Annotated in this window: 23 protein-coding genes; 7 read left to right on the forward strand and 16 right to left on the reverse strand. The window is 60.6% G+C overall.

The genetic code is table 11. From position 1 onward, the window contains the following. Positions 1–144: 144 nt before the first annotated feature. Positions 145–1,179, reverse strand: coding sequence for an N-acetyl-gamma-glutamyl-phosphate reductase (gene argC / locus LVW35_RS25850; RefSeq protein ID WP_233892572.1), 1,035 nt, complete (start codon positions 1,177–1,179; stop codon positions 145–147). A gap of 136 nt (positions 1,180–1,315) precedes the next feature. Between argC and hemJ the strand changes: the two genes are divergently transcribed. The 6 genes from hemJ (at position 1,316) to coq7 (ending at position 5,796) form a co-directional block, all read left to right on the forward strand. After that, complete coding sequence (hemJ, locus tag LVW35_RS25855) at positions 1,316–1,744, forward strand: protoporphyrinogen oxidase HemJ (protein ID WP_233892573.1); 429 nt, start codon at positions 1,316–1,318, stop codon at positions 1,742–1,744. Between the two features lie 24 nt (positions 1,745–1,768). Beyond that, complete coding sequence (locus LVW35_RS25860) at positions 1,769–2,731, forward strand: NAD(P)H-dependent flavin oxidoreductase (protein ID WP_233892574.1); 963 nt, start codon at positions 1,769–1,771, stop codon at positions 2,729–2,731. Positions 2,732–2,800: 69 nt separating this feature from the next. Beyond that, positions 2,801–3,757, forward strand: coding sequence for a DUF805 domain-containing protein (locus LVW35_RS25865; RefSeq protein WP_233892575.1), 957 nt, complete (start codon positions 2,801–2,803; stop codon positions 3,755–3,757). A gap of 63 nt (positions 3,758–3,820) precedes the next feature. After that, complete coding sequence (locus LVW35_RS25870; RefSeq protein WP_233892576.1) at positions 3,821–4,609, forward strand: SDR family NAD(P)-dependent oxidoreductase; 789 nt, start codon at positions 3,821–3,823, stop codon at positions 4,607–4,609. 46 nt (positions 4,610–4,655) lie between these two features. Next, a complete protein-coding gene (locus tag LVW35_RS25875; RefSeq protein WP_003194682.1) occupies positions 4,656–4,994 on the forward strand; it encodes a histidine triad nucleotide-binding protein in 339 nt (112 codons plus the stop codon). A gap of 154 nt (positions 4,995–5,148) precedes the next feature. Continuing rightward, positions 5,149–5,796, forward strand: coding sequence for a 2-polyprenyl-3-methyl-6-methoxy-1,4-benzoquinone monooxygenase (gene coq7, locus LVW35_RS25880; RefSeq protein ID WP_233892577.1), 648 nt, complete (start codon positions 5,149–5,151; stop codon positions 5,794–5,796). Between the two features lie 69 nt (positions 5,797–5,865). Here the strand turns inward: coq7 and LVW35_RS25885 are convergent, their stop codons facing one another. Next, positions 5,866–6,288: an OsmC family protein gene (locus tag LVW35_RS25885; RefSeq protein WP_005792019.1), complete on the reverse strand. Its 423-nt coding sequence runs from the start codon at positions 6,286–6,288 to the stop codon at positions 5,866–5,868. Positions 6,289–6,536: 248 nt separating this feature from the next. Here LVW35_RS25885 and crp point away from each other — a divergent pair, with 248 nt between their 5' ends. Further along, positions 6,537–7,181: a cAMP-activated global transcriptional regulator CRP gene (gene crp, locus LVW35_RS25890; RefSeq protein WP_233892578.1), complete on the forward strand. Its 645-nt coding sequence runs from the start codon at positions 6,537–6,539 to the stop codon at positions 7,179–7,181. Here crp and LVW35_RS25895 read toward each other — a convergent pair. The 14 genes from LVW35_RS25895 to LVW35_RS25960 all read right to left on the reverse strand — a co-directional run bounded on the left by LVW35_RS25895 (position 7,178) and on the right by LVW35_RS25960 (position 22,111). After that, positions 7,178–7,873 (reverse strand): lipoate--protein ligase family protein, encoded by a 696-nt coding sequence (locus LVW35_RS25895; protein ID WP_233892579.1) that lies wholly within the window; start codon positions 7,871–7,873, stop codon positions 7,178–7,180. The genes crp and LVW35_RS25895 overlap by 4 nt on opposite strands. A 2-nt stretch (positions 7,874–7,875) precedes the next feature. Further along, positions 7,876–8,712, reverse strand: coding sequence for an indole-3-glycerol phosphate synthase TrpC (gene trpC, locus LVW35_RS25900; protein ID WP_233892580.1), 837 nt, complete (start codon positions 8,710–8,712; stop codon positions 7,876–7,878). After that, on the reverse strand, positions 8,709–9,758 hold the full coding sequence (trpD, locus tag LVW35_RS25905; protein WP_233892581.1) for an anthranilate phosphoribosyltransferase: 1,050 nt from the start codon (positions 9,756–9,758) through the stop codon (positions 8,709–8,711). Before trpD ends, trpC begins: the two co-directional genes overlap by 4 nt. 9 nt (positions 9,759–9,767) lie before the next feature. Next, positions 9,768–10,361, reverse strand: a complete 594-nt coding sequence (locus LVW35_RS25910; RefSeq protein WP_078050412.1) for an aminodeoxychorismate/anthranilate synthase component II — start codon at positions 10,359–10,361, stop codon at positions 9,768–9,770. An 11-nt stretch (positions 10,362–10,372) separates the two neighbouring features. Then, positions 10,373–11,854 carry an anthranilate synthase component I gene (gene trpE, locus LVW35_RS25915; protein WP_233892582.1) on the reverse strand — a complete coding sequence of 494 codons (1,482 nt, stop codon included), beginning with the start codon at positions 11,852–11,854 and terminating at the stop codon, positions 10,373–10,375. Between the two features lie 70 nt (positions 11,855–11,924). Beyond that, positions 11,925–12,743, reverse strand: a complete 819-nt coding sequence (locus LVW35_RS25920) for a phosphoglycolate phosphatase (protein WP_233892583.1) — start codon at positions 12,741–12,743, stop codon at positions 11,925–11,927. Then, the gene (gene rpe, locus LVW35_RS25925; RefSeq protein ID WP_233892584.1) at positions 12,740–13,414 is read right to left on the reverse strand and encodes a ribulose-phosphate 3-epimerase; all 675 of its coding nucleotides are present in this window, start codon (positions 13,412–13,414) and stop codon (positions 12,740–12,742) included. Before rpe ends, LVW35_RS25920 begins: the two co-directional genes overlap by 4 nt. Positions 13,415–13,498: 84 nt before the next feature. Beyond that, positions 13,499–14,647, reverse strand: coding sequence for an iron-containing alcohol dehydrogenase (locus LVW35_RS25930; protein ID WP_233892585.1), 1,149 nt, complete (start codon positions 14,645–14,647; stop codon positions 13,499–13,501). A gap of 134 nt (positions 14,648–14,781) precedes the next feature. After that, positions 14,782–15,606 carry an ABC transporter permease gene (locus tag LVW35_RS25935; protein ID WP_233892586.1) on the reverse strand — a complete coding sequence of 275 codons (825 nt, stop codon included), beginning with the start codon at positions 15,604–15,606 and terminating at the stop codon, positions 14,782–14,784. Positions 15,607–15,618: 12 nt separating this feature from the next. Continuing rightward, a complete protein-coding gene (locus LVW35_RS25940) occupies positions 15,619–16,851 on the reverse strand; it encodes an ABC transporter permease (protein WP_233892587.1) in 1,233 nt (410 codons plus the stop codon). A gap of 195 nt (positions 16,852–17,046) precedes the next feature. After that, positions 17,047–18,087: an ABC transporter substrate-binding protein gene (locus tag LVW35_RS25945; protein ID WP_233892588.1), complete on the reverse strand. Its 1,041-nt coding sequence runs from the start codon at positions 18,085–18,087 to the stop codon at positions 17,047–17,049. A 43-nt stretch (positions 18,088–18,130) separates the two neighbouring features. Beyond that, the gene (locus tag LVW35_RS25950) at positions 18,131–19,243 is read right to left on the reverse strand and encodes an ABC transporter ATP-binding protein (RefSeq protein ID WP_065871779.1); all 1,113 of its coding nucleotides are present in this window, start codon (positions 19,241–19,243) and stop codon (positions 18,131–18,133) included. 225 nt (positions 19,244–19,468) lie between these two features. Then, entirely contained in the window at positions 19,469–20,098 is a 630-nt protein-coding gene (locus LVW35_RS25955) for a response regulator (protein ID WP_233892590.1), read from the reverse strand. Positions 20,099–20,116: 18 nt separating this feature from the next. Beyond that, positions 20,117–22,111: a PAS domain-containing sensor histidine kinase gene (locus tag LVW35_RS25960; RefSeq protein WP_233892592.1), complete on the reverse strand. Its 1,995-nt coding sequence runs from the start codon at positions 22,109–22,111 to the stop codon at positions 20,117–20,119. Positions 22,112–22,141: the final 30 nt, after the last annotated feature.

A 22,141-nucleotide genomic window follows, 5' to 3' on the forward strand; every position in this document is an offset into this window, starting at 1 on the left:
TCCCGGCGTACCGCCGCCATATGCGTAATGGTGGCATTATCCGCTTCTCCTAGAAAAGCGGTCAACTATTAAGGGAGCAGCGACAGGCTTCAAGCTGTAAGCTTCAAGCTCGCCGCTGACAACTTGAAACTTGTGGCTGCTCCTCTAAGGCAACATGCCCGCGTGGGACAGACCGAGCTTCTCATCCAGACCAAGCAGGATGTTCATGTTCTGCACCGCCTGGCCCGACGCGCCCTTGACCAGGTTATCGATCACCGACAACACCACCACCAAGTCACCCTCCTGCGGACGGTGTACGGCAATCCGGCACACATTGGCTCCGCGCACGCTACGGGTTTCAGGGTGGCTGCCAGCTGGCATCACATCGACGAACGGTTCGTTGGCATAACGCTTCTCGAACAGCGCCTGCAGGTCTACCGAGCGATCGACCACGGTCGCGTACAGCGTGGAGTGAATACCGCGAATCATCGGGGTCAAGTGCGGCACAAAGGTCAAGCCAACATCCTTACCGGCCGCGCGACGCAGGCCCTGACGGATTTCCGGCAAGTGACGGTGACCTTTCACCGCATAGGCCTTCATGCTTTCCGACGTCTCGGAGTACAGTGAGCCAACCGCCGCACCACGACCCGCGCCGCTGACACCCGACTTGCAGTCCGCGATCAAACGCGAGGCGTCTGCCAGACCAGCTTCCAGCAACGGCAGGAAGCCCAACTGAGTTGCAGTCGGATAACAACCCGGCACCGCGATCAAGCGCGCGCGCTTAATCTGTTCACGATTGACTTCGGGCAGGCCGTACACCGCCTCTTCCAACAGTTCTGGCGCGCCGTGAGGCTGGCCGTACCACTTGGCCCACTCATCAGCGTCCTGCAGACGGAAGTCCGCAGACAGGTCGATTACCTTGGTGCCAGCGGCCAGCAATTCACCGGCCAACGCATGGGCAACACCATGAGGGGTGGCAAAGAACACCACGTCGCACGCGCCCAGGGTCTTGATGTCCGGAACACTGAATGCCAGGCCGTCGTAGTGGCCGCGCAGGTTCGGGTACATATCAGCCACGGCCAGCCCGGCCTCGGATCGGGAGGTGATAACCACCACCTCAGCTTGCGGATGCTGAGCCAACAGACGCAGCAATTCGACACCGGTATAACCCGTGCCGCCGACGATACCGACCTTGACCATAAACCTGCCCTCAACGAACCCACTGGAAAGCCGTCGATAATAGGGGCCGTATCGTCCTGCGACAACCGTCAACGTGACGTACGGGCTCATGAGCCACTACTATCTTCAGTTACCGTGAACCTGGGAATAATTAGAAATGCTCTATCTATGGATCAAAGCCTTCCACATCGTCAGCATTGTCTGCTGGTTTGCCGGGCTGTTCTACCTGCCGCGCCTATTCGTCTACCACGCCCAAAGCGAGGACAGCATCAGCAAAGAGCGTTTCAGCATCATGGAGCGCAAGCTGTACCGTGGCATCATGGGGCCGGCGATGCTTGCCACGCTGATTTTCGGCGGCTGGCTGATCTATCTGAACCCGAGCATCTTTCACTCGGGCGGCTGGATCCACGCCAAGCTGACCCTCGTCGTACTGCTCATCGGCTACCACCATATGTGCGGCGCCCAGGTAAAGCGTTTTGCCCGTGGCGAAAACACCCGCAGCCATGTCTTTTATCGCTGGTTCAATGAAGTGCCCGTTCTTATATTGCTGGCAATCGTAATTTTGGTCGTGGTCAAACCGTTCTAACTTCAATTATTCGGGGTACCTCCAATGTCACTGCCCGCTCTGCTTGAACAACGTCTGCGCCTGCCCGTCGTGGCGGCGCCGATGTTCCTGATCTCCAACCCGCAACTGGTCCTGGCGTGCTGCCGCAATGGAGTCGTCGGGAGCTTCCCGGCGCTCAACCAACGCGAAAGCAGTGGGTTCAAGGCTTGGCTGGAAGAGATCGAAGCGGGCCTGGCACAGTTGGATAACCCCGCACCCTATGCCGTCAACCTGATCGTGCACAACAGCAACCCTCGGCTGGAGGCGGACCTGGCGATCTGCGTAGAGCACAAAGTGCCAATCGTCATCACCAGCCTGGGCGCCGTGAAGGAATTGGTAGACGCCGTACACAGCTACGGCGGTCTGGTGTTCCACGATGTCACCACCCGACGCCATGCCGAGAAGGCTGCCGAAGCCGGCGTGGATGGCTTGATCGCCGTGGCCGCAGGCGCCGGTGGCCATGCCGGTACCTGGAGCCCTTTCTCACTGATTGCCGAGATTCGACAGTTCTTTGACAAAACCTTGCTGCTGGCCGGCTGCCTCAACCATGGACATGAGATTCTGGCGGCTCAACTACTCGGCGCAGACCTGGCCTATTTCGGCACACGCTTTATCGGCACCACCGAAAGTCATGCCCCGGATGCGTATAAAGAGATGCTGCTCACATCGCGAGCCGCCGACATCGTGCACACTCCCGCTGTCTCCGGCGTGCCCGCAAGCTTTATGCGCCAAAGCCTGGAAAACGCTGGTTTCGACCTCACCGCCCTGCAAGGCAAAGGCGAAGTCAACTTCGGCTCCAAGCTCAAGCCGTTGAGCGACGAGGCCAAGGCATGGAAAACTGTATGGTCCGCCGGCCAAGGTGTCGGTGAGATTGATGATTTGCCCAGCGTCGATGAACTGGTTGCTCGCCTGGATGCCGAATACCGCAAGGCACGCGAACAAGCAGCTCAGTTACGCTGGCCGCGCTGACCCAACCGCAAGGCCCGCCGATTGAGCCAGCCTTCATTACCTACCTGAACAAGTGACAAGGAAGCCGGCATGAGCGACAACCGTTTCAAGATTGTGTTTGATGGAGCCTTGCTCCCGGGTGTCGAGAGCACCACGGCCAAGTTGAACCTGGCCGAGCTGTTCAAGAGCGACGTCGAAGCCATCGAGAAGCTCTTCACCGGTCGTCCGGTCGCGCTCAAACGTGACCTGTCGCGCCCGGATGCGGAAACCTACCTCACCGCACTAAAAAACGCCGGGGTCGATGCGCGCATCGAAGCTGAACAGCCCGTCGCCTTCAGCCTGGCCGAGACCCACGAAACGGATTCCGACAGTTTCTCGCGCCCTGCGGCATCGCCTTATGCACCACCACGTTCCGCCGTGGGTGACGACCTGCCGGAATACGCCACCCTGAAGGTATTCACCATCCACGGGCGCATCGGTCGCTTGCGATACCTCGCCTGGACCCTGGTTTTGACCCTGGCGCTGTTGGTTGCCGGCGGCATCATCAGCACCGTCAGCTTTGCCGTCGCCACCGCTTCGCCGACCGCGGGCACTATCCTCGGCATATTGCTGGGCCTCGCGTTGTTTGTTGCGCTGGTCTGGGTCAGCGTACAAATCGGTGTGCAGCGCCTGCACGACCTGGGTTGGTCGGGCTGGCTGTACTTCCTCAACCTGGTTCCGCTGGTGAACAGCGTCTTCCCGATCCTGCTGCTGGTACTGCCGGGCAATGCAGGCGCCAACCAGTACGGCGCGCCACCACCACGCAACTCCACGGCGGTAAAAGTCCTGGCTACCCTGTGGCTGGCGTTTATCCCGGTCATGCTTGCCATCGTGGTGACCCTGGGTATGAACGGTTACCTGAATCAACTCGAGGCCAACATGGACAGCAGCTACGAAAGCAGCTCCATCACCTCCGATGAAGATGCCGACCAAGCCGCGACCGTCGAAGAAGACGAAGCGCAGAGTGCTGACGAAGCGGGCGAACCTGTAGACTCTCCAGAACAGTGAAGAAACGCCCCCGGCCTGTGATGCCTCTGTCACAGGCGCGGCGGCGTTGCGATGGAGAAAGGCATGACCCGTTACGCTCTGATCACCGGCGCCTCCAGCGGCATCGGCCTAGCCTTGGCCGAAGCGCTGGCCCGTCGTGGCCGCAGCTTGATTCTGGTGGCCCGCCAGCGTGATCAGTTGGAAAGCATTGCAATTGAATTGACCCAACGCTTTGGCGTCGAGGTGCTGTTCCGGGCCTGCGACCTGGGCGAGCCGTTGCGGTTGTCCGGGTTCCTGCTGGAGCTTGAAGAAGGCGAGCGGCAGATTGATCTGCTGGTCAATTGCGCCGGCATCGGCACCAGCGGGCCGTTCCTGGCCCAGGACTGGATGACTGAGCAAGACCTCATGGAGGTCAACATCCTTGCCCTGACCCGTATGTGCCACGCCCTTGGCAACAGCATGGCGCTGCACGGCGGTGGGCAGATTCTCAATGTGGCCTCCGTCGCCGCGTTCCAGCCTGGCCCGTGGATGAGCACCTATTACGCCAGTAAGGCCTATGTGCTGCATTTCTCCGAAGGCCTGCGCGAAGAATTGAAAACCTGCGGTATCAAGGTCTCAGTGCTCTGCCCCGGTCCGACACGTACCGCCTTCTTCGGCACCGCGCAGATGGACACCGCCAAGCTTGATCGCAGCCAGCAACTGATGAGCCCCGAGGAAGTGGCGCTCTACACCGTACGTGCTCTGGATAAAAACAAAGCCATCATCATTCCCGGTCGACGCAACCGCTGGATAGCCTTCAGCCCGCGCTTCAGCCCACGCTGGCTGACCCGCAGGATCGCTGGCGCCATCAATAAGGCCTATTGCCCGCGCTGACTGGCTGAGTACACTCACCCTGCACATTCATAATGGAGAAACAGCTGTGGATACTCTGTTCACCAAGATCATCAACAGGGAAATACCCGCGAAGATTATCTACGAGGATGACCAGGTCCTGGCCTTCCACGATATTGCACCGCAAGCACCTGTGCATTTCCTGGTCATTCCGAAGAAACCTATCCGCACGTTGAACGACCTGACTGAAGACGATAAAGCCCTCGCTGGCCATATCCTGTTCACCGCCCAGCGCCTGGCCGTTGAGCAAGGTTGCGAAAAAGGTTTTCGTGTGGTGATGAACTGCAATGAAGACGGAGGGCAGACCGTTTATCACATCCATATGCATGTGCTGGGTCAGCGCCAGATGAACTGGCCGCCGGGCTGAGTCTTGGGAGGAGTTTGCGACTGCTACGTAGTTTTACGGGAGCACGCGCCCTCACCACGGCAAGCTTCCTCGCCCAAGGGCAAATTGACTCAGCGCAAACGCTTCGCCCTCTCTTGCGGTAAACTGGCCGCCGAGATTCTTCCCGGAGGTCAGCATGACTACCCAACGTCACTACTCGCCGATTGACCGTCTGTTGCTGCAAGCCGACATGGCCATGCGCACACTGCTGCCGTTCAGTGGCCAGCCGTATCGGCCTTCGCCCGCGATTGTGCAGCCCGACGCCCAGATGAGCGAGACCGAGACCCGCCACGTCGCCGGCCTGATGCGCATCAACCATACCGGCGAAGTCTGTGCCCAGGCGCTGTATCAGGGCCAGGCACTGACCGCCAAGCTGCCGCAGGTACGCGCCGCGATGGAACATGCCGCAGAGGAAGAAATCGACCACCTGGCCTGGTGCGAGCAACGTATTCGCCAATTGGGCAGTCACCCGAGCGTGCTGAACCCACTGTTTTATGGCATGTCGTTTGGGATCGGCGCAGCTGCCGGCCTGATCAGCGACAAGGTCAGCCTGGGGTTTGTCGCGGCGACTGAGCATCAAGTGTGCAAACACCTGGATGAGCATCTGGAACAACTGCCGGCCGAAGACGAAAAATCCCGGGCGATTCTTGAGCAGATGCGCATCGATGAAGAACACCACGCGGAAAGTGCACTGGATGCGGGCGGTTTCCGCTTCCCCGCGCCAGTGCGATTCGGCATGAGTCTCTTGGCCAAAGTCATGACCAAAAGCACTTATAGAATCTAGATGCATCGAATCTGATGCAAAAAAGGGCGCTATCACAGCGCCCTTTCTTTTTGCCCGACGATTGAGCAATCAACCCAGTTCGATAATTTCGTAATCATGGGTGATGGCCACACCGGCCGCGCCGAGCATGATCGATGCCGAGCAATACTTCTCAGCCGACAGCTCGATGGCACGCTTGACCTGGGCTTCCTTCAACGCTCGGCCCTTCACCACAAAATGCATGTGGATCTTGGTGAATACCTTGGGGTCCTCAGTGGCGCGCTCGGCTTCCAGGAAGGCTTCGCAGCTTTCCACGGCCTGGCGGGATTTCTTCAGGATGCTGACTACGTCGAAATTGCTGCAACCGCCTACGCCCAGCAGGAGCATTTCCATCGGGCGTACGCCCAGGTTGCGGCCACCGGCTTCCGGGGGGCCGTCCATGACCACCACATGGCCACTGCCCGACTCACCGAGGAACATGGCTTCGCCCGCCCATTGGATGCGTGCCTTCATCGCCCAGACTCCACTGCTAAAAAAAGGGTCGCCAGCTTAGCACAGGGCCCGATTGCGTCAGCGTTTCCAACAAAAGCGATCAATAGCAGGGTTTGCGCGGAAAATTGGCTAATCGAGTCAGAATGTGTCTGTTAAGCTGACGCCAAATCGATGGCGTAATGCCACCCTTTATACGCCGTGTATCAGTGCCGATACCCGATGAATACAACAACTCAAACTATTTAGCGCAGTCTTTTCGGGATACAACCATGGTTGCCCTTACTCCCATACCCAAGATCAAGAATCTCGACAAACTGTTGATGCATTGCCAGCGCCGCCGCTACCCGGCCAAGCACAACATCATCTGCGCGGGCGAACGCTCCGAAACGCTGTTCTTCATTATCAAAGGCTCGGTAACGATCCTGATCGAGGATGAAGACGGTCGTGAAATGATCATCGCCTACCTGAACACCGGGGATTTTTTTGGGGAGTTGGGGCTGTTCGAACAAGCCGGTAAGGAACAAGAACGCAGCGCATGGGTGCGCGCCAAGGTCGAATGCGAAGTGGCCGAGATCAGCTATGCCAAGTTCCGCGAGCTGTCCCAGCACGATCCCGACATTCTTTACTCCCTGAGCGGCCAGATTGCTCAGCGTCTGCGCGACACCACGCGTAAGGTCGGCGACCTGGCATTCTTTGACGTCACCGGCCGGGTCGCGCGTTGCCTGCTGGACCTGTGCAAGCAGCCCGACGCCATGACGCACCCCGACGGCATGCAGATCAAGGTCACACGCCAGGAAATCGGGCGCATTGTCGGCTGTTCACGGGAGATGGTCGGTCGCGTGCTCAAGGACCTGGAAGAGCGCAACCTGGTTCACGTCAAGGGCAAGACGATGGTGGTGTTCGGGACCCGCTAAACCGGCAGGAAACTGACCAGCATTTGACGGTACAGGGTATCCAGCCGATTGATCGCATCCGGCGCGGGGAAGGCTTCGTGCAGGGCGATATGACTATCGGCCCTCACCCTTTGGTCAAGGCCGCAGGCTTGGTTGAAGCGGTTGACCGCAGCGATCAACTCTTCGCGGTCGTTTTCCAGCAACAGCGCACCATGCACCAAGCCCACCGGGCGGCCACCACTTTGTCGCCAACGCTGGGCGGTGCCGACCATTTTGCGGCCGTTGAGGTTGACGTTGTAGCGACCGTCGCAAAACGCGCCGTCGATTTCACCGACGGACGCGTCGCCACCCAACTCGATCAACAGATCGCAGATCGGTTGGCACAAACGCAGGTAACCGGTTTCAATACGATTCTGGTCGCCTTCACTGCGCGGCGGGGCGTAGACCAGGGCGATGTTGACGGTGGCACTCGACTGCGGCACCGGCTCGCCGCCGGTTTCACGCAGCAGCACCGGCCAACCGGCGTCGGCGCAGACTCGGCTGGCGGACTCGAAGGCCGGCAGGCGGCTCAACCGACGCGGCATGACCAAGGCCTGGTCGCTGGGTTGCCAGAACAACAACCCATACTCCTGCTCACCTGCGCAAACAGCAGCCAGCAGGTCTTGTTCGGCGGCAAGCCCTGCTTCGACGGTCATCGCAACCGGCTGCGTCATCATCAATCCAATGTCGAACCGCTGACCGCCACGCCCCGCTCCGGGAAGAACAGGCGCTGCAATTCAGCCCCTGGGTTCTCGGCGCGCATGAAGGTTTCGCCCACCAGGAACGAATACACCCCACTGATCTCCATCAGCTCCACATCGGCACGGTTGACGATGCCACTCTCGGTAATCACCAGACGGTCGCGCGGGATGCGCGGCAGAAGGTCGAGGGTATTTTCCAGGCTGACTTCGAAGGTATGCAGGTTACGGTTGTTGACTCCCACCAATGGTGTGTCGAGGGTTTTCAGGGCACGCTCCAGTTCATCGCCGTCGTGCACTTCCACCAGCACATCCAGGCCGACACTTTTGGCCACGGCCGCCAGCTCGGCCATTTTCACGTCATCCAAGGCAGAGACGATCAACAGCACACAGTCGGCCCCCAGGGCGCGGGCTTCGACGATCTGGTAAGGGTCGACCATGAAATCCTTGCGGATCACCGGCAACTTGCACGCGGCGCGGGCCTGCTGCAGGAAAAGGTCGGAGCCCTGGAAGTAGTCGATATCGGTCAGCACGGACAGGCAGGTCGCCCCGCCCTTCTCATAGCTTTTGGCGATCTCTTCGGGAATGAAGATTTCACGAATCACGCCCTTGCTAGGCGAAGCCTTCTTGATTTCAGCAATGACGGCGGGCTGCTTTTCCTTGGCCTGCTTGATCAGCGCATTGGCGAAGCCGCGCGGTGCATCGGCGGTTTTCGCTTGCGCTTCCAACTCGGCCAGGCTCACGCGGGCACGACGCTCAGCCACTTCTTCGGCCTTGCGAGCCAGGATCTTTTCCAGAACGGTCGGCACACTCATCCTTCATTCTCCATCTTGAATACTGCGGTGAATGCTCCCAGCTCTTCGAGCTTTTCGCGAGCCAGACCGGTATGCAGCGCGTCATGGGCCAAGGCGACACCCTCTTTAAGACTATAGGCGTGATCGGCTGCGTAAAGCGCCGCGCCCGCATTCAAAACAATCATCTCAGCGGCTTTTTGACCGTTCTCGGTCTTGCGACGCCCCAAGGCATCGCGAATCAACTCCAGTGAGGCCGCCGGGCTTTCCACCGCCAGGCCGTGCAGGCTCTGGCTCTTCATGCCCAGGTCTTCCGGCTCGACCCAATACTCGGTCACCTGGTCATTCTTCAGCTCCGCCACGAAGGTCGGTGCCGCCAGGCTGAATTCGTCCAGGCCGTCCTTGGAGTGCACCACCAGTACATGCTTGCTGCCCAGGCGTTGCAGTACCTCGGCCAACGGCCGGCAAAGCGCCTGGCTGAACACACCCACCACCTGGTGCTTCACACCGGCCGGATTCGTAAGCGGGCCGAGCATGTTGAACAGGGTGCGCAGGCCGAGATCCTTGCGCGGGCCGGCGGCGTGCTTCATCGCACCATGGTGGGATTGGGCAAACATGAAACCGATGCCAACGCTGTCAATGCACCGCGCCACTTGTACCGGCGTCAGGTTCAGATAGATCCCGGCCGCTTCCAGCAAATCGGCGCTGCCGCTCTTGCCGGACACCGCACGGTTACCGTGCTTGGCCACGGTGCAACCCGCTGCCGCGACCACAAAAGAAGAAGCCGTCGATACGTTGAAAATATTCGCACCGTCACCGCCGGTGCCGACCACATCCACCACACCGTCGAGGGTCTTGAGCTCGACCTTGTCCGCCAACTCGCGCATCACCGACACGGCGCCAACGATCTCATCGATGCTCTCGCTCTTCATGCGCATCGCCATCATGAACGCGCCGATCTGCGCGTCGGTGCATTGACCGGTCATGATCTGGCGCATCACATCGTTCATTTCAGCGGTGCTCAGGTCCAGGTGGCCGACGATACGGCTCAGGGCAGTCTTGATATCCATGGAAAGTCCTTAGCGCGTGCCGCCGCTCTGCTTGAGAAAGTTGGCGAACAGCTCGTAACCCTGCTCGGTCAGGATCGATTCAGGGTGAAATTGCACCCCTTCGATATTCAGTGTCTTGTGGCGCAGGCCCATGATCTCGTCGACCGAGCCGTCTTCCAACTGGGTCCAGGCGGTCAGCTCCAGGCATTCCGGCAGGGTTTCGCGCTTGACCACCAACGAGTGGTAGCGGGTCACGGTCACCGGCAAGTTAAGCCCATGGAATACGCCCAGATCATGATGGAATACCGGGCTGGTCTTGCCGTGCATCACCTGGCGCGCCCGCACCACGTCACCGCCAAAGGCCTGGCCGATGGACTGGTGGCCCAGGCACACACCCAGGATAGGCAATTTGCCGGCGAAATACTTGATAGCCTCCAGGGAAATACCCGCTTCGGTCGGCGTGCACGGGCCTGGCGAAACCACGATGCGCTCGGGGTTCAGCGCGGCGATTTCAGCCACGGTCAATTCATCGTTGCGTACCACCTTGACCTCGGCACCCAGCTCGCCCAAGTACTGCACAACGTTGTAGGTAAAGGAGTCGTAGTTATCAATCATCAGCAACATGGGGGGAAACCTCAGGAATTGGGGGTCTGTTCAGCCAGCGCAACGGCGCGGAACATCGCGCGGCGCTTGTTCAGGGTTTCTTCCCATTCGAGGGCCGGCACCGAGTCGGCAACAATCCCGCCACCGGCCTGCACGTGCAGCTCCCCGTCCTTGATCACGGCCGTGCGGATCGCAATGGCCGTGTCCATGTTGCCGTTCCAGGCGAAATAACCCACGGCGCCACCGTAGACACCGCGCTTGACCGGCTCCAGCTCGTCGATGATTTCCATCGCGCGGATCTTCGGCGCGCCGGACAAGGTGCCCGCCGGCAGAATCGCGCGCAGTGCATCCATCGCCGTCAGGCCGGCTTTCAGCTCGCCGGTGACGTTGGAAACAATGTGCATCACATTCGAATAACGCTCGATCACCATCTTCTCGGTGAGCTTCACCGAACCGATTGCCGAAACACGCCCGGTGTCATTGCGACCCAAGTCGATGAGCATCAGGTGCTCGGCGATTTCCTTGTCGTCGCTCAGCAGGTCTTCTTCGAGCGCCAGGTCAGCCTCTTCGGTCGCGCCACGCGGGCGAGTACCGGCGATCGGGCGCACGGTGATCAGGTTGTCTTCGACACGCACGAGCACTTCCGGCGAACTGCCCACCACGTGGAAGTCGCCAAAATTGAAGAAGTACATGTACGGCGTCGGGTTGAAGCAACGCAGCGCACGGTACAGATCGATCGGCGCGGCCTTGAAGTCGATGGACATACGCTGCGACGGCACCACCTGCATGCAGTCACCGGCAAGGATGTATTCCTTGATGGTATCGACGGCTCGCTCGTAATCATCCTGGGTAAAGCTTGAACGAAAGACCGGATCGGCGGCCGGCGGACGGCTGAGGTCCAGGCCGCGACGCGGAGTGATCGGCTGACGCAGTTTTTCCAGCAGGGCTTCGAGGCTGGCGCGGCCTTGCTCGAACGCATCGGATTGGGAGGGGTCGGCCAGCACGATCGCGTGCATCTTGCCGGCGAGGTTGTCGAACACCACCACCGCATCGGAAACCATCAGCAGAATATCCGGCACGCCCAGCGGATCGGGGTTCGGGCATTTACCCAAGCGTTTTTCCACATAACGCACGCAGTCATAACCGAAGTAACCCACTAGACCGCCATTGAAACGCGGCAGGCCCGGGATGGTCGGTACGTTGTAACGCGCCTTGAACGACTCGACGAAGGCCAATGGGTCTTCTACGTCGTGGCTTTCGATCTCAACGCCATCATGGGTGATGCTGACATGGTGGTCGTGAACGCGCAGGACGGTGCGGCACGGCAAACCGATGATCGAGTAACGCCCCCACTTCTCGCCGCCCTGTACGGACTCCAGCAAGTAGGAATTGGGCTTGTCGGCCAGTTTCAAGTAGATCGACAGCGGCGTGTCGAAGTCGACCAGGGTTTCGCAGGCCAGGGGGATGCGGTTATAGCCGGCAGCGGCCAAACGCAGGAATTCTTCGCGGGTCATGATATGCCTCGTGGCTTGAGGATCTAACAGTCAGGTATGCAAACGCGCCGCAGAACGCGGCCAGGATCAGTCAGGCGCGCCAACGCCAGCGGGCCAGGGCCTTGATGACTTTCATCCAGAGTTTGCGAGTGACCACCACGATGGAGTTTCCAGAAGGGGACGGATCGGTATCGGGCAACGTTATCTCAGCGCCAGCTCCCAAGCAACCGGGGATTAACAGGCGCAGGTCATCAATCACCAGTGAAGGCGACTCTTCGGCGATCGGTCGACCATGGTTATAGCCGTAACTGAGGGCCACGCACTGCACGCCCGCGGCCTTTGCTGCCTGTACATCACTGCGCGAATCACCGACAAACAACGATTGCGAGGCCGGGATATTGGCCATTTTCATCACGAAAAACAGCGCAGCAGGGTCAGGTTTTTTCTGCGGCAAGGTATCGCCACCGATGATCCAGCGGAAATACCGGCCGATTTTCATCTGGTCCAGCAGCGGGGCGACGAAGCGCTCCGGCTTGTTGGTGATCAGGGCCATTTCCACGCCCTGCTTGCTCAGCCATTTGAGGGTGTCGCGCACGCCGGGGTAGACCACGGTCAGGTCATGGCCGTCTTCATAGGCGGCATTGAACAGCTCCAGGGCGTGCTCAGCCTCGACTTCATCGACACCTTCGGCATCGATGTTGTTGGCCAATGCCCGGCGCACCAGCATCTGTACGCCATTACCCACCCACTCGCGCACCGACTCGATCCCGGCCGGCTTGCGCCCCAGCTTGAGCAGCATGTCGTCCACCGCCGCCGCCAGGTCAGGCACCGAGTCGATCAACGTACCGTCCAGATCGAACATCACCAGCCGTGGCAGTTTGCCGGGGAACAGCTGCTCAAAGCCGCTCATGGACGCGCCAGCGCCAATTCGGCGCGCATCTTGTCGATGACGGCCTGGTAGTCCGGCGCATTGAAGATCGCCGAGCCGGCCACGAAGGTGTCGGCGCCAGCGGCGGCGATTTCACGGATATTGCTGACGTTGACCCCACCGTCGATTTCCAGGCGGATATCGCGGCCGGACGCGTCGATCAGCGCACGGGCTTCGCGCAGCTTGTTCAGCGTGCCGGGGATGAACTTCTGCCCACCGAAACCTGGGTTGACGCTCATCAGCAGGATCATGTCGACCTTGTCCATCACGTACTCAAGCACGCTCAGCGGTGTGGCCGGGTTGAATACCAGGCCCGCCTTGCAGCCGCCTTCGTGGATCAACTGCAGGGTGCGGTCGACGTGCAGCGAGGCTTCCGGGTGGAAGCTGATATAAGTGGCGCCGGCGTCGACGAAGTCGCCGATGATGCGATCCACCGGGCTGACCATCAGGTGCGCATCGATCGGCGCAGTGATGCCGTACTTGCGCAGCGCGGCGCAGACCATCGGCCCGATGGTCAGGTTGGGTACGTAGTGGTTGTCCATGACATCGAAGTGCACGAAGTCGGCACCAGCGGCCAATACCTTGTCCACTTCCTCACCCAGGCGGGCGAAATCGGCGGAGAGAATCGATGGAGCAATAACGAAGGGCTGCATGACGCACCTTTTTTGAGCTAAATCACGATGGCGCGCATTGTATACCTCATGCTTTGCCGCGCGCACCGTGACCTAACTCAATGGTTAGTAAGCGGCCCGGTAGATTTTCTCGATATCGGCCGCGCTGAGCGCGCGCGGATTGTTGCGCATCAGCCGCTCGATGCCCGCCGCCTCAACGGCCATGGCCGGGATGGCATCCTCGGGCACTCCGAAACTGTGCAGTCCCTTCGGAATCTCGACGGCGGCACACAGCCGCGTCATCGCCTCCACGGCCTGGTCAGCGGCGTCGTTGACGCTCAAGCCGGCGACGTTGACGCCCATGGCCTGGGCAATCTCCTGCATGCGCTCCACGCAGGCGAGCTTGTTCCAGTGCATCACATACGGCAGCAACAGCGCGTTGCTCACGCCATGGGCGATATTGAAGCGCCCACCCAGTGGGTACGCCAACGCATGCACCGCGCCGACCCCAGCATTGCCGAACGCCATACCGGCCATCAGGCTGGCAGTGGCCATGTCGTCACGGGCCCGCAGGTTGGCTGGGTTGGCGTAGGCCTTGGGCAAGGCATTGGCGATCAGCTTGATGGCGCCGATGGCCAACGCATCGGTGATCGGCGAGGCGTTCAGCGACAGGTAGGATTCGATGGCATGCACCAACGCGTCCACGCCACTGGCGGCGGTGACGCTGCGCGGGCAGGTCAGGGTCATCGGTGGGCTGATCAGCGCGACGTCCGGCAGCAGGTAGTCGCTGACGATGCCTTTTTTCAGCTGCGCGGCCTTGTCGGAGAGAATCGCCACATTGGTCACTTCCGAGCCGGTGCCGGCGGTGGTGGGGATCGCGATCAGCGGCGGGCCCTTGCGCGGCACCTGGTCGACGCCGAACAGATCCGCCAGCGCACCGTGATAGCCGGCATAGGCGGCAACGCTTTTGGCGATATCGATGGCGCTGCCGCCACCCACGCCAATCAGCCCGTCATGCCCACCTTCGCGGTAGACGCGCATGCAGTCTTCGACGATGGCGATTTCCGGGTCGGGCAGCACGCGGTCAAAAATTTCATAAGTGCGTTCGCCCAGGTGTTCGAGGGCCAGCGCCACTGTGCCGGATTTGACCAATGCGGCGTCAGTGACGATCAGTGGGTTATCCACATCCAGGCGGGTGAGTTCAAAGGCCAGTTGCTCGATGGCGCCAGCGCCGGTGAGCAGTTTGTGGGCGATCTTGAATGAGGAGGTACTCATGTGCGCGGCCTCTTATTAAGTGATGGGTTGGCACAAGAGTAGCTGAGTCAAAGGCGTTGTCTGCCATTCAGCGGCTGAATGGCTATCTTATGAATGAACACAAGCCGCTCCCACATTTTGATCGCCAACGGGCTCTAAACCTGGACGGTGCGCAGCTTTTCGCTACGGCCACGCAGCCATTCCAGGGTCAGCAACAGCAGCACCGAGAACGCAATCAACAGAGTCGCCGCCGCCGCAATCGTCGGGCTGAGGTTTTCGCGGATGCCGCTGAACATCTGACGCGGCAGCGTGGCTTGCTCGGGGCCGGCAAGAAACAGTGTCACCACCACTTCATCGAACGAGGTGGCGAAGGCAAACAGCGCCCCGGAAATCACCCCTGGCGCAATCAACGGCAAAGTCACCCGACGGAATGCGGTCAATGGCGAAGCCCCCAGGCTGGCCGCCGCACGCACCAGATTGTGGTTGAAACCCTGCAACGTCGCCGACACGGTGATGATCACAAACGGCACACCCAGCACCGCATGCACCACGATCAGCGAGAAGAAGCTGTTGCCCAGGCCCAGCGGTGCAAAGAACAGGTAACTGGCCACGCCAATGATCACCACCGGCACCACCATCGGCGAAATCACCAGCGCCATGACCAGCGCCTTGCCGGGGAAGTTGCCGCGAGTCAGGCCAATCGCCGCCAGGGTGCCGAATATCATGGCGAGCAGCGTGGCCGCCGGAGCGACGATGATGCTGTTCTTCAACGCACGCATCCACTCGGCCGAGGCGAAGAAGTCCTGGTACCAGTGCAGCGAAAACCCCTGCAACGGGTACACCAGGAAACTACCGCTATTGAATGACAGCGGGATGATCACCAGCACCGGCAAGATCAAAAACAACAGGATCAAGCCGCAGAGGATCCGCAAGCTGTAGAACCACACCCGTTCGACGGGCGACATATAAGGGCTCGGCATCGCAAGGTCTCCTCAGCTCAGGCGCAGGCGGCTGGCGCCCACCAGCCGGTTGTAGATCAGGTACAACACCACGGTGGCCAGCAGCAGCAAGCCGCCCAACGCCGTGGCCATGCCCCAGTTGATGCTGGTGTTGGTGTAGAACGCCACGAAGTAGCTGACCATCTGGTCGTTCGGGCTGCCCAGCAACGCCGGGGTGATGTAGTAACCAATCGCCAAGATGAACACCAGTAGGCACCCGGCGCCGACACCGGCATAGGTCTGCGGGAAGTACACGCGCCAGAAGCTGGTGAATGGATGGCAGCCCAGGGAAATCGCCGCGCGCATGTAGGTGGGCGAGATGCCCTTCATCACGCTGTAGATCGGCAGAATCATGAACGGCAACAAAATGTGCACCATGGAGATGTAGACCCCAGTGCGGTTGAACACCAGCTCCAGCGGCTTATCGATCAGGCCCATGCCCATCAGAGCGCTGTTGATCAAGCCGCCGGACTGCAGCAACACAATCCACGCGGCGACTCGCACCAGGATCGAGGTCCAGAATGGCAGCAACACCAGGATCATCAGCAGGTTGCTTTTGCGTGCTGGCAGGTTGGCCAGCAGGTACGCCAGCGGATAGGCCAACAGCAGGCAGACCGCCGTGATCACCAGGCCCATCCAGAAGGTCCGGGCGAAAATATCCAGGTAGATCGCCTGGTCCGGCGTGGCGGGGGCCACTTCGCCGAGGTCGTCGATGCGGTGATCGACGGCCGCCAGCAGATAGAACGGGGTCAGGCTGCTGGTATTGCGCCGGATCGCCTGCCAGTACGCCGGGTCGCCCCAGCGTTCATCGAGGTTTTCCAGCGCTTCTTTATAAGAGGCAGGCGCTTCGCTGAACGGCAGCGCCCGCGCGGTTTTGGTCAACAGGCTGCGGTAGCCGGCCAACTCCATGTTCAAGCGCTTGGACAGATCGCCCAACGTCTGGTTTTGGCGGGCTTCGCCCAAGTCCTCACTGAGGGCCTGGTACACCGGCTCACCCGGCAGGCCTCGACCATCCCAGGCCGTCACCGCCACCACGGTACGCGGCAAGCCGCCGACCACTTCCGGGTTACCGACGCTTTTGAATAGCAGCGCAACGATCGGCACCAGGAACACCAGCAGCAAGAACAGCACCAGCGGCGCGATCAAGGCCTGGGCTTTCCAGCGATTGAGCCGCTCGGCACGCGCCAGGCGCTGCTTGAGGGTGGGGCCAGGAATGGCGATAGCCATGGCAAACTCCGATTGTGAAAATGAATGCAATCTGCCCGACACAGCAGATCCCATGTGGAGCGGGCTTGTGTGTTAGCGGGCTTGCTCGCGAAGGCGGTGGATCAGCCTCCTCATGTGTTGACTGTCACACTGCATTCGCGAGCAAGCCCGCTCCCACACTTACCGGTTCCCACGCGGATTTAGCGGTGTGGCTGGTTACTTGGCAGCCCAGGAGTTGAAACGCTGCTCCAATTGCTCACCGTTATCCGCCCAGAAGCTCACATCGATCTGCACCTGGTTGGCGATGTTTTCCGGGGTGGTCGGCATGTCCTTCAGCAAGTCCTTGGCCAGCAACGGCACGGCTTGGGTGTTGGCCGGCCCGTAGGCGATGTTTTCCGAGTAAGTCTTCTGCTGCTGCGGCTGTACCGAGAAGGCGATGAATTTCTTCGCCGCTTCGGCACGGTCTTTCGCCAGGCCTTTAGGAATCGCCCACGCGTCGAAGTCGTAGATACCGCCGTTCCACACCACTTTCAGGTTGCTTTCTTTCTGCACGGCGGCGATGCGGCCGTTGTAGGCCGAACTCATCACCACGTCACCCGAAGCCAGGTACTGCGGCGGCTGTGCGCCGGCTTCCCACCATTGGATCGATGGCTTGAGTTCGTCGAGCTTCTTGAACGCACGGTCCTGGCCATCTTTACCGGCCAGCACTTTGTACACGTCCTTCGGCGCGACGCCGTCGGCCATCAGTGCGAATTCCAGGGTGTACTTGGCGCCTTTACGCAGGCCGCGCTTGCCGGGGAATTTCTTGGTGTCCCAGAAATCCGCCCAGCTGGTTGGCGCGGAAGCCAACTTGTCGGCGTTATAGGCCAGCACGGTCGACCACACGAAGAAGCCCACGCCACACGGCTGGATCGCCCCCTTCACATAGTCGGCCGTGTTACCGAACAGTTTCGGGTCCAGTGGCTCGAACATGTCTTCGTCGCAGCCACGGGACAGCTCCGGCGACTCCACTTCCACCAGGTCCCAGGACACGCTCTTGGTGTCGACCATGGCTTTCACCTTAGCCATTTCACCGTTGTACTCGCCGGCGACGATCTTGCCGTTGCCCGCGCTTTCCCACGGTGCATAGAAGGCCTTGACCTGGGCCGCCTTATTCGCGCCGCCAAAGGACACGACCGTCAGGTCCGGGCCTGCCATGGCCTGTGTCGTGCCCATCAAGCCCAAAGCCAGGGCGGAATACTTAAGGGATCTCAACATTGTTGTTCTCTCCACGTGCAGGGTTGGTGAAGCCAGGGGGCGATCAATTCGCCTCTAGAAGTGGGTCGAGTGCGCGAACGTGCTCGACTTGCCAGCCAATCGGTACCACGTCGCCGACCGCCAAGGCTGGGTCCAGCTCGGCAATCGGTTGTTTCACAAAAAAATCGGCCTTGCCGCAGACTTCCAGGCGCACGCGCACGTGGTCGCCCAGGTAGATGAATTCGGCCACACGCCCGGAGAAACGGTTGACACAGCTTTCGCTGGAGCCATTGAGGCTGACGCGTTCCGGGCGCACCGACAGGGTCACCGGGCCGCCGATCTGGCCGACATTCACGGCCAACGCCTCGACCTTTTCACCCCGTGCCAACTCCACCACACAGCGTTCGCCGGTGTGGCTGTGCAAACGGCCATTGAGGCGGTTGTTCTCGCCGATGAAGTTGGCGACGAAGGTGTTTTTCGGTTCTTCATAGAGGGTGCGCGGTGCGGCAATCTGCTGGATCTCGCCCTGATGGAACACCGCCACGCGGTCAGACATGGTCAGTGCTTCGCCCTGATCGTGGGTCACGTACACCACGGTCACGCCAAGGCGCTGGTGCAGGTGCTTGATCTCCATCTGCATGTGTTCACGCAGTTGCTTGTCGAGAGCGCCGAGGGGTTCGTCCATCAGCACCAGCTGCGGTTCGAACACCAGCGCACGGGCCAAGGCCACACGCTGTTGCTGGCCGCCGGAGAGCTGCGCAGGGTAGCGTTGAGCGAAGGCGTCAAGCTGGACCATGCTCAGCACGCGTTTGACCCGTTCGCTGATATCGGTCTTGCTCAAGCCGCGCACCGACAGCGGGAACGCCAGGTTTTCGGCCACGGTCATGTGCGGGAACAGCGCGTAGTTCTGGAACACCATGCCGATATCGCGTTTGTGCGGCGGCACATTGTTGATGGAACGCCCGGCCAGCTGGATTTCGCCGGCGGTCGGCGTTTCAAAACCGGCGAGCATCATCAGGCTGGTGGTCTTGCCGGACCCGGAAGGGCCGAGCAGGGTGAGGAACTCGCCCTTGCGAATCTCCAGGTTGAGGTCTTTGACGATCAGGTTCTCGCCGTCGTAACTCTTCTGCACGCCACGAAAGCTGACCAGCACATCATTTGAATCCACCTCGCTCATACCCGCACCTTTTTGTTTTGGACTGCTGTGAAATAAGCGTAGTCCAGGCGCGAGCCCCCGGAAATCGGGGCCCAGGAGAGAATGGCATCAGCCGGATGGAAGGTTTGGGGTAGGGATCGCCCTACACGGATGGCGCGCACGAGACGGTGCAGCGATCAGTGGCGAGCTGCAAGCGGCAAGAATGGGCTCGGCGTGGTTTTCGCGGTGTCGTTATCAGGTATGTGGTCAGAGCAGCTTGTGTTCCATGGCGTACTTCACCAACTCCGCCAGGGACGTGATATTGAGCTTTTGCATCAGTCGCGCCTTGTGGGTGCTGATGGTCTTGCTGCTCAGCGCCAGTTGCTGGGCGATGTCGTTGACGTTGGCGCCCTGGGCCAGGCGCTCGAACACCGAGAACTCACGCTCCGACAGTAATGAATGCAACGGGCGCGCATCGGTGAGGCCAACTTCGAAGACCATCCGGTCGGCCAGGTCCGGGTCGATGTAACGTCCACCCGCCGCCACCTTGCGAATCGCCGTGAGCAACAGCGCGGGGTCGCTGTCCTTGGTGGCGTAACCGGCGGCGCCGACCTTCAAGGCGCGGGCGGCCATTTGCGCTTCGTCATGCATCGACAGCACCAGGATCGCCGGCGGATTGTTCAGCGCACGGATCCGCGCAATCGCTTCCAGGCCGTTGACGCCGGGCATCGAAATGTCCAGCAACACTACCTCACAAGCCACGTATCGCAGGGTCTCCAGCAATTGCTCACCATTGCTGGCCTCCCCCACCACCAACAGGTCTTTGGCCAGGCCGATCAATTGCTTGATGCCTTCACGAACGATGGTGTGGTCTTCGGCTACCAGTACGCGGATCACAGGGACTTCCTCTTGGTGTTATGCATCCAACGGCACCGTGACACTCAGGGTGGTGCCCTCCCCCAACTCGCTGTCCAGGCTCAATTGCCCGCCCATGCTCAGCACGCGCTCGCGCATGCCCACCAGGCCGAACGACACCGGGCGGCCCTGGGCCTGGACGAAACCAACGCCATCATCGCTGATGGTCAACCGCAAATCCGTGCCCTCCAGAGCAAGGGTCAATTCGACAGTATGCGCCTGGGCATGACGCATCACATTGGTCAGCGCCTCCTGCAGGATCCGGAAAAGGCCGATGGCTTTGGCATCGCTCAGGGTCGGCAGGTTATCCGGGACCTGCACCAGACAGGGAATTTGCGTACGCGCTTCAAAGCGTCGCGCCTGCCATTCGATGGCCGAGGCGATGCCGGCATCCAGAATCGGCGGGCGCAACGCCGTCGCTACGTCCCGCACCAGTTGGAACAGTTGGGCGATCAGACGCTTCATGCTGTTCAAGCGCTCGTGCAAGCCGGGGTCAAGTTGCGCGTAGGCCAGCTCGCACATGGATGTTTCGAGCTTGAGCACCGTGAGCATTTGCCCGAGTTCATCATGCACCTCGCGGGCGATACGGGCTTTTTCTTCTTCGCGTACTGACTCCAGGTGGGCGGACAGTTCACGCAGTTGCGCCTCACTTTGCAGCAACGCGGCCAACGTCCGCCTCAGCTCGCTGACGTCATTGAGGTAGACCACCAGGTATTCGGCCTCGGCAAACCGCAAGAAGCTCAAGGACACATTGGTCGGCAGGATGCTGCCATCGGCGCGCAGGCAATCGGTGGCAAAGTTCTGCGGCCCTTCTTCGCTGGCCCGTGCGCGCTTCCACAGGTTGAGCCAACGGTCCATGTCCAGGCTCGGATCAAGGTCCGCCAGCGGCCGCTCGATCAGCGCGCCGGGGCCGTAGCCGAGCATGCTTTCGGCGGCACGATTGGCATAGCGCACGTGGCTGTCCCAGTTGACCCAGAGGATGCCGACGGTGCTTTGATCAATGGAAAATTGCGTCAACCGCAAGGCTTCGGCACCGGCGGCGCGGGCGGCGCTTTCTTCACGCGCGGCCAGCAGGCCGTGTTCCAGCACCCGTTGCTGACGGCGCAGCCAGAACACGACGGCCAGGCTGGCGAGCAGAAGCAGGCCCAGCAACAGGCTGAGGTTTTGCCACAGGCCCGGGGACTCTGTCGGTCGTGGGTATTTAGGTTGCAGCCAGCGGTTGTGCAGTTGGTCCAGATCGCGAGCGGGGACGGCGCGCAAGGCACTTTCCATGATGCCCGCCAGTTCCGGCCATTCCCGCCGCGTGGCCACCCGCAGCAATTGCGGCAGGCCGATATCGCCGACCACCGCCAACCCGGCGAACTCTGCCTCGCCGGACAACCGGCTCAATTGCGCTTCATCCACCACCGCATAACGCGCCTGCTGGCTCACCAATAATTGCAGGGCCTGGCGCTCCATCGGCACGCCTTGCAGGTTGAGGCCGGGATAGGTACTGCGCAGGTAATCGGCCACGGCGCTAGGCATGCGCACGGCGACCCGGGACTGCTCATCGAGTTTTTCCAACTCCACGGCGCCGCCGCCATCGCGGATACCAACAATGTGTTGCGGCACGCGCATATAAGGGTCGGTGAACAGCCAAAGGCGCAAACCGGCCGGGGTTTGCTGCAGGCCGGGGGCGATGTCCACTTCGCCCTCACGCACGGCGGCTTCCAGCTGTTCCTGATTGGGGAAGTTACGCCAGGTCAGCTCGATATTCAGAGCCTTGGCCAGCCATTGCATCAACTCGACATTCGCCCCGGATAGCCGCTGCAGTCGCCGATCGTATTGCGCATAGGGCGCTTGCAATACCAGTCCGACCCGCAGCTCCGGGTGCTGAGCCAGCCATTCGCGTTGCTGCGCATTGAGCTGCGCCTGAGGCGCGCCGGACGCAGGGGCGGCATTTGCCATCAAGGCAAGGCACACACAGCCGATAACCAGCAGACAGCGAAAACCCATGATCCACGTCTCACATCACTGACAAATACC

The organism is Pseudomonas sp. HN11 (assembly GCF_021390155.1).
Taxonomy (GTDB): Bacteria; Pseudomonadota; Gammaproteobacteria; order Pseudomonadales; family Pseudomonadaceae; genus Aquipseudomonas.